This is a genomic window from Sphingobacteriales bacterium (genome assembly GCA_016719635.1).
GTDB lineage: Bacteria > Bacteroidota > Bacteroidia > Chitinophagales > JADIYW01 > JADJSS01.
Map to the genome: position 1 here is coordinate 1 of JADJYT010000007.1, position 15,980 is coordinate 15,980.

Here is a 15,980-nt window from a genome sequence, read left to right on the forward strand (position 1 = left end):
TTTTTCATACCGGTGAAGGTGGTGCCATGTTTACAAAAGATGCTGATTTACACCATCAGATGTTTTACAGTCATACTTTTGGACATTTAGGTCCAATAGATTTTTATGGTGTGGGCATCAATGGTAAGATATCCGAATTACAGGCAGCTATGGGTTTGGCAGTGCTGCCCTATATGGAAAAAATCATTTCTGAAAGAAAAAGGTGGTGGATTTTTATGATACCCATCTGGACTTTGAAAAAATCAGAAAAATCAGCATCCGCGCACATACTATCTGGAATAACAGCTATTATCCGATTATTTTTTCCACTGAAGAACAACTGCTCTCTGTTCAGAAAAAAATGCTCGAATGTAATATTCTTCCAAGGAGATATTTTTACCCATCATTGAATACCATTCCATATACTCATGGGCAACCCATGCCGATTTCAGAAAATATTGCCAATTGTATTTTATGTTTGCCTTTGTATGCTGGATTATCTGTTAATGAATTAAAATTGATTGTTGAGATTAATAATGAAGTGTAAAATGAAAGTAGCCATCATGCAGCCTTATTTTTTCCCTTACATCGGCTACTTTCAGCTGATCAATGCGGTAGATAAGTTTGTGATTTATGACAATATAGAATTTACAAAAAAAGGATGGATTAACAGAAACAGGATTTTTAGTAAATGGCAAGGATGAATTTATAACACTGCCCCTAAAAAAGGACTCTGACTATTTGCATGTATGTCAAAGATATTTGGCTGACTCTTTTACAAACGATAAGCAAAAAATTCTCCGAAAAATAAAAGAAAGTTATCGTAAGGCTCCGTGTTTTGATGATGCATACCAAGTTATAGAAGAAGTTTTTAATTTTAGCAATTATAATCTTTTTGAGTTTGTATTTAATTCCATTAAATTAATCTGTAGTACCTCGATATGAAAACTGAGTTTATTGTCATCAACTATTGATATTAACCACAATTTTAAATCTGAAGAAAAAGTATTGGCAATCTGCAAATACTTAAAGGCAGATATATACATAAATGCTATTGGAGGGCGTTCGTTATACTCCAGCCCAAATTTCAAGTCTGCAAATATTGATTTGCAATTCATACGGTCTAACGAAATTAGCTATGTGCAGTTTGATAATGATTTCTTACCTTGGCTTTCAATAATTGACTTAATAATGTTTAACCCGAAGAGTGCTTTAACTCCTTACTTAAATAATTTCAAAATAGAATGAACCAATTAGATTCACATTTAGATGCGTATCAGGGAAAGTTTATTTACGAATTTGACAATCAAATTCAAATGAATTAGTATCCAAAAAGGGTTACTGGATTTTCTAATCCAAACAGTTCTGTTTTAGAATTGGGATTAGGACACGGTATCTCTACAAACTACTTTTCAAATTTTTTTAAGAAGTATTTAGTTATTGATGCCTCACCTGCGGTCATTGAAAACTTTAGAGTAGCGTTCCCCTAAATGCAATGCCGAAATAGAGGAAGTTTATTTTGAAAAATTTGAAACAGAGGAGATATTTGACATAATCATATTGGGCTATATTATGGAGCATGTCGATAACCCTGATGTTATTTTAGAAAAGTATAAAAGTACCTCAAGGAAGACGGAAAATGTATATCTCTGTTCCTAATGCAGAGGTTATGAATAGAAGACTTGGAAATCTTGCTGGCGATTTACCTGATATGCAGTTATTATCCGAACATGATAAAATCTGTGGGCATCAAAAGATATTATACTGTTGAGACGCTAACTAGTCTAATCCAAAGACATGGATATAAAATCAAGCGACTGGAGGGAATTTATTTGAAACCTTTATCTACTTCTCAAATGATTTCACTAAAGTTGGAAGAAAAATATATTAATGATTATGTGAGTTGGGCATAAACTACCTGAGCTTTGTTGTGGCATATTAGTTGAATTTACACTATAATTATCTTACATGTTGAAATGGAATAAATTAGGAAGAATATTTGATCCTACAACTATCAAGGATAGACCTTGGTTGCATGAATTTGCTCAGTGTACATCAACAATTATTTTTGATGATTTTGTAAGAGTCTACTTTTCGTGCAGACCTCCTAAAGATGCAAACGGTCAATTTGTTAGCTACACTTCTTTTGTAGATTTTGACAGGAAAAACCTTAAGAGAATTATTAGAGTAGCTGATAAGCCAATATTGAGTTAGGAGAGTTAGGAACTTTTGATGAATTTGGCATCTATCCAAGTTGTACAATAAGGTTTAATAACTTGATATATTTTTATTTATGCAGGTTGGACTAGACTTGTATCAATCTTTTCAAACGTGGAAATTGGTGTTGCAGTTAGCGAGGATGGTGAAAAATTTAGAAGGTTAGGTAAAGGGCCAATACTATCTAGAACACTAAATGAACCATTTCAAGCAAGTGGACCCAAAGTGAGGGTATTTAACAATAAAATGTATATGTTTTACATAGCTGGAGAAAAGTGGGTATTAAATAATGAAGGTAAATCAGAGTCAATATATAAAATCAGGTTAGCTACATCTGAAGATGGGTTAAATTGGAATCGAAATGGGAGAAACATACTTGATTCAATTCTTGAACATGATGAATGCCAAGCAGGTCCTGATGTCTTTTTTTATGATGGAAAATATCACATGTATTTTAGTTACAGATATGGTCTTGATTTTAGAAATAATGACAGAGGGTATCGTGTAGGCTATGCTTATTCTAATGATTTAATAAACTGGACTCGTGATGATGCAAATGCTGGAATTCAGCTCTCAGAGACAGGATGGGATTCACAAGACATGCATTATCCTCATATATTTGAACTTGATGGTAAAGTATATATGTTCTATAATGGAAATGAATTTGGACGATATGGATTTGGATTAGCAGAATTAATTTACTAACGCATGAATATACAAGGAAATAAAGTAATTCTACGAGCAGTTGAAGAATCTGATCTTAGTACTCTTCATAAATGGGCAAATGACCCACAAACACAAGATATTATTGGAAACATTAATTTCCCAAGCTCTTTTGAATATCAAAAGACATGGTTTAAACATCTTCAAAGCGATTTGTTAAATCAAAGATTTGCAATTGAGACAAAAGATCAAGGTATAATTGGATTATCTAGTATCATGCAAATTGATTGGAAAAACAATCATGCTTGGCATGGAATTGTTTTGGGTGACAAGGACATTAGAGGTAAAGGCTATGGAATAGATGCGGTAATGGCAACAATGAGATATGCTTTTGATGAGCTGCATCTTGAAAGATTAGATGGTTCTATGATTGAGTACAATAATGTTTCTATATCTTTTTACTGTAATAAATTAGGTTGGAAAAAAGAAGGTGTAAGGCGAAATTATTATTACAGAAAAGGAAGGTATTGGGATGAAATTATTGTGGGTATAACCAGAAAAGACTATGAAGAACTATTGCAAAAAACAAATTATTGGGTTTAACTAGCATAAAAATTAGCATGGAAAATAAAAGAGATTATAATAAAGAAATTATTGGATAACGATGGCAGAAAATATTCATATGGATTTGACATTGATGTCATGCATCCTTATATGTTAAAATCATTTGCTCCCTTTTTCAGAAATGGAAATTTTTTAGAATTAGGTAGTTTTAAAGGTGATTTTACACGTCGTTTTTTACCACACTTTGAAGATATCACTTGTGTTGAAGCTTCAGATGTAGCAATTGAAATCGCTAAAAAAGAGTTTGGTAATAAAGTAAAATTTTTCAATTCATTATTTGAAACAGTTACCTTACCTACAAAATACGACAATATTGTTTTGACTCATGTTCTAGAGCACATCAATGACTCTATAGCTGTCTTAAAAAGAATTAATGACGAGTGGTTAAGTGATAATGGTAGATTCTTTTTAGTTTGTCCAAATGCAAACGCTCCCTCCCGACAAATTGCAGTAAAGATGGGATTAATTAGTCATAATTCAGCCGTTACTCCTGCAGCAAAAGAACACGGGCACAACATTACCTCTACGTTGGATACTTTAGAAAGAGATGCAAAAGCTGCCGGATTAAATGTAATTCATCGTTCGGGTATTTTCTTTAAAGCACTAGCTAATTTCCAATGGGATAGATTACTGGGAACTGATATTATTTCTCCTGAATATTTAGAGGGATGCTATCAGCTTGGCCAACAATATCCTGACTTATGCAGTAGTATATTTTTTAATGTGAAAAAGGAAAAAACAAATGACTAATATTCCGCTTTTGTCCGTCTGTATTATTACGTATAATCACAAAAATTATATACGGCAAGCCATAGAAGGTGCTTTGATGCAGGAAACTAAATTTAGTTATGAAATCATTATAGCCGACGATTGTTCCACCGACGGAACCCGCGAAATATTGCTGGAATACAAGGAAAAATATCCGGATTTAATTACACTTATATTACAAGAGAAAAATGTAGGTGCCGCTAAAAATTATATAGATTTACTCAACGCGCCGGCATCAAAATATATTGCCTATGTTGAAGGTGATGACTGTTGGACAGACCCTGACAAATTGCAAATACAAGTAGATTTCTTGGAAAACCATGCCGAGTTTGTTGGCACATTCCACGACCATAGCATTATTGGCGACGGCACCGTTACTAATCTGAAGTTGCATGAAAAAGGGGGTTATTGGACCCATACAAAAGACGTCTTTACGATAGACGATATTATTCAATATAATCCTACTCAATCAATATCTTTGGTTTACAGAAATGTATATAAGCATAATTATCCCGAGTGTACAATGAGTTGTCCGCTTCAAGACTGGGCAATGGTACTATTTTTGAGCCAAAATGGACATTTTAAATATATTGATAGGATAATGGCTCGTTATACAATTCATGTGCATGGCAGTTATCACGACAAGTCTGTTTTGGATTGGTATAAAAAAGTAACTATCCCCACCTTAAAAGTACTGGAAGAAAATGTCACATCACCTGTATTGGCAAAAAAAATGTATGCGCGCAGGCTGCAAGAAACACTTGCGCTGAACAGAACAGAAAATAACCGTTGGGCATATTCCAGGAATTTAGTCTTACTGATGTGGAATGTTAGGTATTCCGCATTTAGTCTTCGTGACCTGCTATATTTGTTTAGGAATTTTGAATCTTATATTGAATACGTTAGAAAGTAAGATTAAAAACTGTGTTCTAAACATGTATACCTGATTATTCCATTGCCGTCTGGTAAAGATGAACACATCTCTTTGCAATCTCTTCCCAGGTATATCGTTTAACATTCTCTAACCCTTTCTTAATAAGTATTTCTTTATTGGTATTATAATAAATCAACTCCCTTACCGCATGTTCCAGTTCATCACTGTTATTACTGTCAAAATATACCGCTGCATCTTGTGCAACTTCTCTGAAAACCGCAATATCGGTAAGCACAACAGGACATTGGCTCGTCATAGCTTCTAAGGTAGGCAAGCCGAATCCTTCATACAACGACGGAAAAACAAACACTAACGCTTTATTGTATATAGTATATAGTTCTTTTTCGGCAGCGATATAATGCACTACTTGTTTTTGGATAGTTAATTGTTGAAATAACGTTATTTCTTCTTTTGAAAAAGCACTTCCACCCATGCAAAGCACAAACAATTCTTTATCGGCGGCAAGTATTTTTGACATGGATTTTATAAAGAAATTAAAATTTTTATAACCACCTCTTTCGCCAACAAACAAGATATACCTGCTTGGCAATTTGTGTCCAACATCAGATGTATAAGGCTTTACTGCGTGGTTAGTGCCTGTTATATAAATCTTGTCGGCATTGGTTTCAGGATAGACTCTCAGTAAATCTGTCTTTGTGTTTTCCGAAACTACGGCTATCTTACTTGCTTTTTTTATCAGTTCCTTCTTCTGTTTTAAATACAAATCCGTTTCCCCGAAATATTCGGGAAACAGCTCATGTATCATGTCATGAATTGTAATTACAAATGGCTTATTCCCTATATAGGGTAAAAAATAGGTCTCATATAATGTGGGTACAAACACATCAAATTGTTGTTTTTTTAAGGTGCGGATAACATTATAGGTATCTGTATAATCCAGATATTGTTTCAGTTTAGAGTCGGCTATAAAAGAATGACTAGCCAAACGATTAAAGAAAGAATTTTTTATGCCATTTTCAGCCAGATGTATATTTTGGTTGTTTATTAATGGCAATTCATACGACACATCTTTCATCGTAGCTATTTGCTTCATCAATTCAGCAAAATACCTTGAAACACCACCGCGTTTGTGCCAAATAAATACCTGATGGTCAAATAAAATTTTCATGTTTTATTAAGCAGGGATTTGTCTTTTGCAAAACGTCCGAAAAATCTTGTCCTTAATTCGTTTTATATTATATCTTATTTTAATGGCTAATGTATTTTTCTGTACATAGTAAGTATCTACGGTAAATTGGTCGGCTGCTTTATTGATTGTATTGATTGTGGGGTGTCTGATATGGTTTATAGAACCAAAATCCTGATTGTAATAATATAATACAGCACCTTTGGTATGTGTGGCATCTTCATTGAAACCAATATTTGTTACTAAATTTATGTTTGGCATAATAGCTTTTCCTGCATTCTTAAACAATACATAATTATATTGGCAATCCCATATATCTTTTGGTTGTTCTTTCTGCACATACCTGAATGAATCTATCCAGAAGGGGTCTAATTCGGTATTTTTTTCAATAAATGTTTCAAGATTATTCAAGTTAAAACTAAATTGATTCCAAACTCTTCTCCAGGTAGCCCAACCCCAAATATGGGCTATTTGCGAAAAATAATAACTGCCGTCGCCTATTTGCCTGCCTAATTGAAAGTTATTGCCGGAAATATGCATCACCCATTCATCATCATGATAATAATTCAATAATGTTTCGCAAAATGAAAAAAAACTTAAATCTGGAAAACAATCATCCTCTAATATAATTCCTTGTTCTACATGATTAAAAAACCAGGTAATTGCTTGTGCAGGTGCAACGCCACAACCCAAATTTTCTTCTCTAAATAATGTTTTGACCTCACATTCCCAGTCCACCTGACTTACAATTGCTCTTGTTTTTCTACAATTTTCTGCGTCTTCCGGCATATGCTGCCTTGGACCGTCAGCTGCAATATACAATCGTTTAGGCTGTGCCGCTCTGATGCGTTCAAACACCTTTGCCGCAGTATCCGGACGATTAAAAACAATAAACAATATAGGTGTCCCGAACATAAAATACGACAATATTTAAAAAGCAACAATTACAATTTAGAAAAAACTTTTTATACAATCAATTATTTTTATCTGACTGTCATCGTTTAATTCATAAAACAAAGGCAGTCGTATCATGCAATCAGCAAAATTTCGAGCATTCGGAAGATCGACCCCTTTGTATTTATCCATAAAATAGGCACTATTATGCAAGGGCAAATAGTGGAATACAGAATAAACCCCATTCTCCCTTTAAGTTAATCAATCGTCTCTTTCTTTGATGTCTTTACAAAGCAAATAAAACAAATGACCGTTTACGGTGGATTTAGCCGGAATATCAGGTAAAACGATTTTGCCCCCTTCAGCCAGTGGTGTCAGTTCCTTATAATACGTATTCCAGATTTCGGTGCGTTTTTCCTGGATTTTCCGCAAATTCTCCAACTGTGCCAGTAAAAAGGCGGCATTGATTTCGGAGGGCAGGTAGGAAGAACCGATATCCACCCAGCCGTATTTGTCCACTTCCCCTTTGAAAAACTGGGTTCTGTTGGTTCCTTTTTCCCGTATGATTTCCGCGCGTTGAATATATTTTTCTTTATTGATAACCAATAACCCTCCCTCTCCGCAGATGATGTTTTTGGTGTCGTGAAAGGAAAAAGCCGCCAAATCGCCAAAACTTCCGAGAGGCTTGCCGTCGTAATAGCTGTCGATAGCCTGGGCGGCATCTTCTACGACGGGAATATGATGCTTGTTGGCGATGGCCATAATGGCTTCCATATCGCAGGCAAATCCGGCGTAATGAACGATGGCGATGGCTTTCGTTTTGGGGGTAATCAGCCGTTCAATCTCTTTCGGGTCTATATTGGGGTTGTTGGGAAGGCTGTCGGCAAACACGATGCCGGCTCCTCTCAAGGCAAAGGCATTCGCCGTAGAAACAAACGTAAAGGAAGGGACAATGACTTCATCTCCGGGCTGAATATCCAGCAACAAGGCGGCCATCTCCAATGCATGAGTACAGGAAGTGGTGAGCAATACCTTTAAAAAAGAGTATTCTTTTTCAAAGTATTCATGACACCTTTTGGTGAAGTTTCCATCACCGGACAATTTACCCGAATTGGCAGCATCGGTGATATATTTTATTTCATTACCGGATAAATAAACTTTATTAAATGGTATCATTACTTGCAAGTTTGCATAATCACTTAAATAATAAATGATTATTTTGTTCAGGGCAAAGATACAGAATAAAGTAATTATCAAAATAATAGAATACAGTCTTGTGGGTATACATGGATTTTCTTCGGTTTAATTAAAGCCCGGCAAATCCACCATTTGGTATATATTTGTCCTTCTGTTCAAATAATTAATGTATACCTTTGTTTTTGTGAAATTCAGGAATGTTTGCAACCATTAGATTTTTAGTAAAACTCATTGTCCGGCCGGCCTTCAGGCATACCTATCTGGAGTTGCGCAGGCTAAAAGGATATCCACGCTATCAGCCAGCAGAATCAGACTTGCTGGGCAAAAATTAACGATTCCCGATACCGCTTCTTTCCTGTTTACCTATCCCGGAATTTTTGAAAAGGAAATTTACCGATTCCCATCTGATAAAAAACAACCCGTCATTATTGACGGCGGAGCCAATATAGGGCTTAGTGTCATTTATTTTAAAAAACTATTCCCGCAGGCGAAAATCATCGCTTTCGAACCCGATAAACAATTATTTCCCATCCTGTCTCAGAATGTGGCATCCTTCGGCTTTTCGGATGTTGAACTGGTAAATAAAGGCCTCTGGAACGAAACCACGACGCTGTCTTTCTTCTCCGAAGGAGCTGACAGCGGCAGCATACAGAACGCCGAACTGGACAACACCACCGTTCATAGCATTGAGACCGTTCAGCTCAGGGATTACCTGACTTTTCCGGAAGTGGATTTCTTAAAACTGGATATTGAAGGTGCAGAAACGAATGTTTTGCTGGATATCGAATCCCGTTTGCCGTCCGTGCGGAACCTGTTTATAGAATACCATTCATTCATTGGGCAGCCTCAGACGCTGGATGTTATTCTCCGGATACTTACAAGACATAACTTTCGGTATTACCTGTCTACTTTCGGTTGTGTAGGACAACCCCGTCCGTATATACAACCGGCATCTTACAACAATATGGATGTACAGCTTAATATATTTGCCGTTCGGCAAAAACAGGAGTACACACCCCTCTGTCCCCTCTCAAGAGGGGAGGTTGGGCAGTGCGCTTTCCCTCCTCGGAGGGGGATAGGGGGTGGGTTACTGATTTATTAGCCTGTTAATTGTTTCATCAATTTCTTCCAGAACCCAATTAATTTGATTTAAAACGAAGGCATTATCAAACCTTATAACAGTAATACCTAAACTCCTTAAGCGTTCATCCCTGATTTTATCCCGCACAATTGCGTTTTCATAAGTGTGAATAATGCCATCTAATTCTATTGCCAACATGATCTCACAACAATAAAAGTCTATGATATAATTATCAATTGGTTTCTGACGATGGAAGTCATAGCCCATCCGCTGCTTTCCTTTCAGATAATGCCACAATCTGATTTCACTTTTAGTGGAATTATTTCTCAGTTGTCTTGCAAACTCTTTTAGTCTGGGATTGTATGGAATAATGATTCGCCTCATATCAATATAGAGACAGAAAGCGGAGAATTTCCATAAAATTTCTCTGACTTTTTTTAAACTCTTTCTCACGGCAGTCGAGACACTCCCCTTAATCCACTCTCAAGAGGGGAGGTTGGGCCGTGCGTTTCCCCTCCTCAGAGGGGGTTAGGGGTGGGTAAAAGACTACTTCTTCAACAACTCCTGATAGATTTCCATATACCGGTCCGCCATGATTTTCACGTCATATTTCATCTTGGTAGCAGCACTGATTTCCGCACGATTGTAAAAGCCGGCACTGTGCGGATGTGACAGGATATGCGCCTTTACTTCCTCCACGGAAAATCCGTCTGCCAGTAATCCATTCGTATCGTTTATGATATCTTTCATGCCGCCGGCATTGTTGCTGATAACAGGCGTACCGCAGAACAGCGATTCGAGCACCACATTCGGAAAGTTATCTTCCTCCGACGGGATTAAGAAATAATCTGCAGCGGCATAATAGAGGTTCAGTTTTTCCAGGGAGTTGATTCTGCCTGCAAAGGAGATGTTGCCGGTTTGTTCATCGGAATTGCCGCCGCCGATGGCAATAAGGCGGATGTTCTGTCCCGATAACTCCTGTGCCAGTTGTTGAATTAAATCGAATCGTTTGCGTCTCGTCTCCAGCCGTTCGCAAACAAAAAGCAGTATGCAGGTATCCTGCGGAAGTCCCAGCTGCTGCCTTGCTTCAGAGGGTTCTATGTACTTCAGCCTTTCCGTATCGATACCGTAGGGAATGTGATGGTAGGTAAAGTGCTGAATCAGCGAACGATTTTTGGCTTCTTCCAGCAGCCATACCGACGGAGATACGATATGAATGGGATACTGGAAATGACGGACGATAGACGATTTGATCTCCATGAATTTACGGTCTATCGCGGCCATCTGGGGGTTGTTCCGCTGGTCGGTTGGATAGTTGAAACAACCCATAAACGGACTGACATCGTGTATGGTCCAGACGATAGGTTTTTTAACTTTTTTAAAAAAAGCAGGATAATTGATGATACGCGGAATCCAGTGCAGGTTGATGATGTCTGCATCCCGAACCGCCGGCAGCGATTCGATGGTGTAATCACTGTAAGGCGTTCCCAGGTATTCACATTTCGGCTGGTATTTTTTCAGCAGCCGCTCGCGAATATGCCCGGCGGCCAATGGTATTCCTGCCTTATTGCTCATCCGTTGAAAGAATGTGGGATGTTTGAACGGGATGGGAATGCTGTTTTCGACCGGAATAGGGTCGTTGCTGATGCAGATGAATGAGGAATGAACACCCCTTCGGAGCAGCTCCTCATGCAGGCGGATACAGGCAACGGCGGCACCTCCTCCCGGAAATGTATTGATATGTACAACCTTCATCTCTTGGCGCTCAAAGATAGAAAAAAGAAACAGCTATCTGAATGAACAAAAAAAGTGCAAATACGCTTACATTTGCCTCGTATTTATTGCCTGGCCATCTAATTCCTTTTTGTGCATACACCGGTATTGTTGCTATTGTTTAACCGCCCCGATTACGCAGAAGTTCTTTTAAAGAGAATGGAGAGCATTCCCGTTTCCGCCGTATACATTGCTATTGACGGTCCCAGGCTTTCCCATCCGGATGATGCCCGTCAGATTGGGCTGGTGAAAAAACGGGTGGAGGAAACCCGTTTCCGGACAACAAAAATATATACGCTGTATCAGCCGGAAAACCTGGGTTGCCGCCATGGTGTGAAAGCGGCGCTTGACTGGTTTTTCAGCAAGGAAGAACGTGGTATTGTGCTCGAAGATGACTGTATCCCCGATGCCAGCTTCTTCCCGTTTTGCGACACCCTGCTTGAAAAGTATGCCCAGGACGAGAGGGTGTTTGCAATCTCAGGAGATAACTTTTTACTGGATGCAGTGAAGATTCCGGAGAGCTATTATTTTTCCAAATATTTTCATTCCTGGGGCTGGGCGTCGTGGAGGCGTTCCTGGGAAAAATATGATTTTGAGATGAAGACATTTCCCGATTTTATCGGGAAAAACAAGATAGATTTTTATCCCTGTTCAGAGGCGGAAAAATCCCATTGGACAGCCTTTTATAAAGACATGCGCCAGCGCCTGGACACTATTAATTCCTGGGCATATCCGTTCTGTTACAGTGTGCTGAACGAACAGGCCGTCTGTATTGCTCCGTCAAAAAATCTGGTGTATAATATCGGCTTTGAGGGATCTGCCACCCATACCAAACAGGCTCCGTACTGGTACCATTATGTGAAAACGGAACCGGTAACGATTACCAGTCACCCGGGTGTGGTTGCCGTCAACCAGGTGGCAGACCAGGCGGATTTTGATTTTACGGTAAGGCGTATGTATTCCCCGCCCTATATAAAAAGGATAAGGCTAAAGATCCGGCAGCTGATGGGCACGCTGAATATTAGCCATAAAGATTAAAAGCCAAATTTTAGCAGTCGCCAAAAAATAGTTACCTTTGGAGATATCTTTGTTTTGTAATACTGTCTATTCTTTAAAACACAAAAGCCTGTATTTAGTATAATTAACCATGCAAGAAGAAAACTGGTCATATACCATCCGCAGCCATCATGCATTTTCTTTCCGCTCTTTAAAAGAAGTATGGCAGTATCGTGATTTGTTGTTCAAATTTGTAAAGCGCGATATTGTTACCAACTACAAACAGACCATTCTGGGGCCGTTGTGGTTTTTTATACAGCCGATACTGACCACCCTGATGTTTATCATCGTGTTCAATCGGGTGGCGAAACTCTCCACGGATGAAATACCGCCGGTATTGTTTTATTTATCGGGTGTAACGGCCTGGAATTATTTTTCGGAATGCCTGACCAAAACATCCACCACCTTTAAGGACAACGCGTATATTTTCGGGAAAGTCTATTTCCCGAGGCTGATTCTGCCGTTGTCCGTTATTGTATCCACCTTGTTGAAATTCCTGATTCAATTCGGGCTGTTTTTAGCCATCCTGGTTTATTATATCCTGACGGATTCGTTTCATCTGACCCCCGGCCTTCCCATCCTGCTGGTTCCGGTCCTGCTGCTTATGATGGCCGGGATAGCGCTGGGATCAGGTATGATTATTACCTCCCTGACGACCAAGTACCGCGATTTGTCTTTTTTAATCCAGTTCGGAGTGCAGTTGTTGATGTATGCCACTCCGGTGATTTATCCATTGTCCACGGTAATCAACAGCAAATACAGCATCTTAATTCTGGCCAATCCCATGACACCCATTATTGAGACATTCAGGGTGGCCTTTTTGGGTAAGGGGATTTTTGACTGGATGCACCTGGGATATAGTTTTCTGGCGATGCTGGTTTTGTTGATTGCAGGATTTTATTTTTTCAGTAACACGGAAAAAACGTTTACCGATACCGTCTGATATGAGTGATACCGTCATTAAAGTTGAACACTTAAGTAAACAATACCGGCTCGGAGAAATCGGAACGGGATCGCTGAGCCACGACCTGAACCGATGGTGGCACCGTATCAGAGGCAAGGAAGATCCCTATCTCAAAATTGGTGAAATTAATGACCGCACCCAAAAAGGGGATTCCAAATATGTGTGGGCGTTGAGAGACATCAACTTTGAAATTAAAAGAGGAGAAGTATGGGGTGTGGTCGGAAAAAATGGCGCGGGAAAATCTACCCTGCTTAAACTATTATCCCGGGTGACTTCTCCAACTACCGGGGAGATAAAGATTAAGGGACAAATGTCTTCGTTGCTGGAAGTCGGGACAGGGTTTCACGGAGAGTTGACCGGACGGGAAAACATCTTCCTGAACGGCGCCATTTTGGGCATGAAACACAAGCAGACCGCTTCCAAACTGGATGAAATCATTGCCTTTTCCGGGGTGGAGAAATATATTGATACGCCGGTGAAACGTTATTCTTCCGGTATGTATGTTCGTCTGGCGTTTGCCGTTGCCGCCCACCTGGATACCGATATCCTGATTTTAGATGAAGTGCTTGCGGTGGGTGATGCCAGCTTTCAGCGCAAGTGCCTGGGAAAAATGAATGAGGTTTCTGCAAATGAAGGCAAGACGGTTTTATTCGTCAGCCATAATTTATCGCAGGTGCAGGGATTGTGCAAGAAAGGAATGCTGCTCGAAAACGGGCAGTTAAAGATGACGGGTGATATCAACAAGGTGGTAAGTGAATATACGATAGCGGGCAGAAAAAACAATGAGATTGACATCACCAAAATTCCGAGAATTGGGCCTAAGGCATCCTACTTTAACATCACGAAAGTGAGCATAAAGAATCTCACGAACGAAGATGAGCAGGTCTTTACGGAAGAGGATAAGATAGTACTGGAGATTACCTTTATCAGCACACAGGCCGTCAAGGATTGTGTGATTGCTTTTACAATCTCTGATCTGCACGGAAGTACGTTAATGGACTGCCGGTCGACACAAAACTATCCGGTCATGAATGTGGAGGCCGATGTGGAGTACACGATAGCTGCTTCCTTTAATCTTCCGCTGCGCTCCGGAAATTATCAGCTAAACCTGGGTGCTGCCAGCTTTTACGGGATTCTGGAATACATACCCAGTGTGGCCAGTATAGAAATATTGCCGAAAATAAATGAAAACGAAGATGCGCTTTACAAGCCGAGTGCAGGCATAATATTGTTTTATCCTAAATGGGAATTGCTCCGATGATAAAAAGATTGCTCGAAAAAATAGCTAAATGGATTGCCGGCTCTACTTTCTTATGGAAGCTGTCCACGCCGCTCATCTATCTGTCAAATCACATTCAGGCGAATAAAAAAAACAACACTCCGCAGGAAGTGGTGCTGAATCCTTTTTTAATACAGCATTTGGGAAAGCCTGTTGTAAAGAACGGTCCCTTCCAGGGAATGGCATATCCGTCTTTTCAGTCGGTGGGCAGTACGATTTTCCCGAAGATCATCGGAAGCTATGAAGCGGAATTGCATACCACCGTCGAGACATTGATTGGCCGGCGGTTTGAACATGTGTACGATGTCGGTTGTGCCGAAGGATATTATGCCATAGGGTTTGCATTGCGAAATCCGGAAACAAAGATATTCGCGTATGACATCAATGATACCGCCAGAACACTATGCAGACAGATGAGTGTGCTGAATCATGTAGAGGAAAGGGTGTGCATAGAAACGGCGTTTACGCAGGAAACCTTTAAACAGATTCCGCAAAGCAAAGACACCCTGATCATCTGTGATTGTGAGGGTTATGAACTGGATTTATTTACAGAATCCTGCCTGCCTTATCTGGTTCATGCCACCCTGCTGATAGAAACGCACGATTTCCTGAATCCGGAGATTTCCATTCAGCTGCAGCAGTTACTCGGGAAAAGCCATACCATTCAGCTCATTCAAAGTACCGACGATATTCTCAAAGCAAAATATTATTCCTACAGGGAGCTGGAGGGGCTGGATATCAGACAACGGAGAGAGGCAGTAAAAGAAATGCGTCCGGCCATCATGGAATGGATAGTGGCTGTTCCTAAATAAGATGATCCATTGGAAAAACAGCCGATACATATTGCCATTACACTAAATGAGAAATACCTGATACCGGCCTGTGTGATGCTGACCTCCCTCCAGGAAAATAATCCTCAGCAAACATTTCAGATTCATATCATTACGGACTTTAAGAGTATAAAATTATCGCTGCTGAAGTCGGTTATCCGCAGGTATGGAAACTCTTTTTCCGTCTATTGCCTGGATGATGCTTTTATTGACCGGATGAAACATTTTAAACTTTCCAATCATGCGCAGCTTGCCAACTATTACAGATTGTTTCTGACTGAAATACTGGACGAAAAGATTGGTAAGGTTTTGTATCTGGATGTTGACATGATTGTTCTGGGAGATGTTGCAGAAATATATGATGTCTCGTTAGACGGAAATGCGATAGCGGCGGTATCGGCAACGACATCACCCAAAGAGACGAATGCGCTGTTGAATATTCCCGCAGGATATGAATATTTTAATTCAGGAGTGCTGCTGGTGAACCTGGATTATTTCAGGAGCGAGAGGCTGGCCGAACTGTTTACGAAATATGTTACCGCTAATGCCGAAAAATAAAATACTGGGATCAGGA

General features: G+C 39.4%; 13 protein-coding genes and 4 pseudogenes. 12 read left to right on the top strand and 5 right to left on the bottom strand.

Going from position 1 to position 15,980, the window contains the following annotated elements; genetic code table 11:
* From IPM95_11065 to IPM95_11090, 6 genes and pseudogenes are all read left to right on the top strand, one after another.
* Window positions 1-526 (top strand): annotated as a pseudogene (locus IPM95_11065) (DegT/DnrJ/EryC1/StrS family aminotransferase).
* A gap of 1 nt (window position 527) precedes the next feature.
* Window positions 528-1,227, top strand: a pseudogene (locus IPM95_11070) (WbqC family protein).
* Between the two features lie 720 nt (window positions 1,228-1,947).
* A pseudogene (locus IPM95_11075) lies at window positions 1,948-2,901 on the top strand (glycosylase).
* A 3-nt stretch (window positions 2,902-2,904) separates the two neighbouring features.
* Window positions 2,905-3,462, top strand: coding sequence for a GNAT family N-acetyltransferase (locus tag IPM95_11080; protein MBK9329820.1), 558 nt, complete (start codon window positions 2,905-2,907; stop codon window positions 3,460-3,462).
* Window positions 3,463-3,561: 99 nt separating this feature from the next.
* Entirely contained in the window at window positions 3,562-4,233 is a 672-nt protein-coding gene (locus IPM95_11085) for a class I SAM-dependent methyltransferase (GenBank protein ID MBK9329821.1), read from the top strand.
* Entirely contained in the window at window positions 4,226-5,164 is a 939-nt protein-coding gene (locus IPM95_11090) for a glycosyltransferase (GenBank protein MBK9329822.1), read from the top strand. The genes IPM95_11085 and IPM95_11090 overlap by 8 nt, the downstream gene beginning before the upstream one ends.
* Window positions 5,165-5,198: 34 nt before the next feature.
* On the opposite strand, the gene IPM95_11095 is transcribed toward IPM95_11090, so the two are convergent.
* The 3 genes and pseudogenes from IPM95_11095 to rffA all read right to left on the bottom strand — a co-directional run bounded on the left by IPM95_11095 (window position 5,199) and on the right by rffA (window position 8,402).
* Window positions 5,199-6,314: a glycosyltransferase family 4 protein gene (locus tag IPM95_11095; GenBank protein MBK9329823.1), complete on the bottom strand. Its 1,116-nt coding sequence runs from the start codon at window positions 6,312-6,314 to the stop codon at window positions 5,199-5,201.
* Between the two features lie 6 nt (window positions 6,315-6,320).
* Complete coding sequence (locus IPM95_11100; protein MBK9329824.1) at window positions 6,321-7,247, bottom strand: nucleotide-diphospho-sugar transferase; 927 nt, start codon at window positions 7,245-7,247, stop codon at window positions 6,321-6,323.
* A 36-nt stretch (window positions 7,248-7,283) separates the two neighbouring features.
* Window positions 7,284-8,402: pseudogene (gene rffA / locus IPM95_11105) on the bottom strand (dTDP-4-amino-4,6-dideoxygalactose transaminase).
* 235 nt (window positions 8,403-8,637) lie between these two features.
* Between rffA and IPM95_11110 the strand changes: the two are divergent.
* The gene (locus IPM95_11110; GenBank protein ID MBK9329825.1) at window positions 8,638-9,525 is read left to right on the top strand and encodes an FkbM family methyltransferase; all 888 of its coding nucleotides are present in this window, start codon (window positions 8,638-8,640) and stop codon (window positions 9,523-9,525) included.
* Here the strand turns inward: IPM95_11110 and IPM95_11115 are convergent.
* Together IPM95_11115 and IPM95_11120 are read right to left on the bottom strand one after the other, a co-directional pair.
* Window positions 9,511-9,888, bottom strand: coding sequence for a DUF559 domain-containing protein (locus tag IPM95_11115; GenBank protein ID MBK9329826.1), 378 nt, complete (start codon window positions 9,886-9,888; stop codon window positions 9,511-9,513). The two genes, IPM95_11110 and IPM95_11115, sit on opposite strands and share 15 nt — an antisense overlap.
* A 162-nt stretch (window positions 9,889-10,050) precedes the next feature.
* Window positions 10,051-11,259, bottom strand: a complete 1,209-nt coding sequence (locus tag IPM95_11120; protein MBK9329827.1) for a glycosyltransferase — start codon at window positions 11,257-11,259, stop codon at window positions 10,051-10,053.
* A 111-nt stretch (window positions 11,260-11,370) separates the two neighbouring features.
* Between IPM95_11120 and IPM95_11125 the strand changes: the two genes are divergently transcribed.
* From IPM95_11125 to IPM95_11145, 5 genes are all read left to right on the top strand, one after another.
* On the top strand, window positions 11,371-12,315 hold the full coding sequence (locus tag IPM95_11125; protein ID MBK9329828.1) for a hypothetical protein: 945 nt from the start codon (window positions 11,371-11,373) through the stop codon (window positions 12,313-12,315).
* Between the two features lie 109 nt (window positions 12,316-12,424).
* Window positions 12,425-13,276, top strand: a complete 852-nt coding sequence (locus IPM95_11130) for an ABC transporter permease (protein ID MBK9329829.1) — start codon at window positions 12,425-12,427, stop codon at window positions 13,274-13,276.
* 1 nt (window position 13,277) lies between these two features.
* Window positions 13,278-14,558 carry an ABC transporter ATP-binding protein gene (locus IPM95_11135; protein MBK9329830.1) on the top strand — a complete coding sequence of 427 codons (1,281 nt, stop codon included), beginning with the start codon at window positions 13,278-13,280 and terminating at the stop codon, window positions 14,556-14,558.
* Window positions 14,555-15,388 carry a methyltransferase gene (locus tag IPM95_11140; protein ID MBK9329831.1) on the top strand — a complete coding sequence of 278 codons (834 nt, stop codon included), beginning with the start codon at window positions 14,555-14,557 and terminating at the stop codon, window positions 15,386-15,388. Before IPM95_11135 ends, IPM95_11140 begins: the two co-directional genes overlap by 4 nt.
* Before the next feature lie 9 nt (window positions 15,389-15,397).
* Window positions 15,398-15,964, top strand: a complete 567-nt coding sequence (locus IPM95_11145; GenBank protein MBK9329832.1) for a hypothetical protein — start codon at window positions 15,398-15,400, stop codon at window positions 15,962-15,964.
* The last annotated feature ends 16 nt before the right edge of the window (window positions 15,965-15,980 follow it).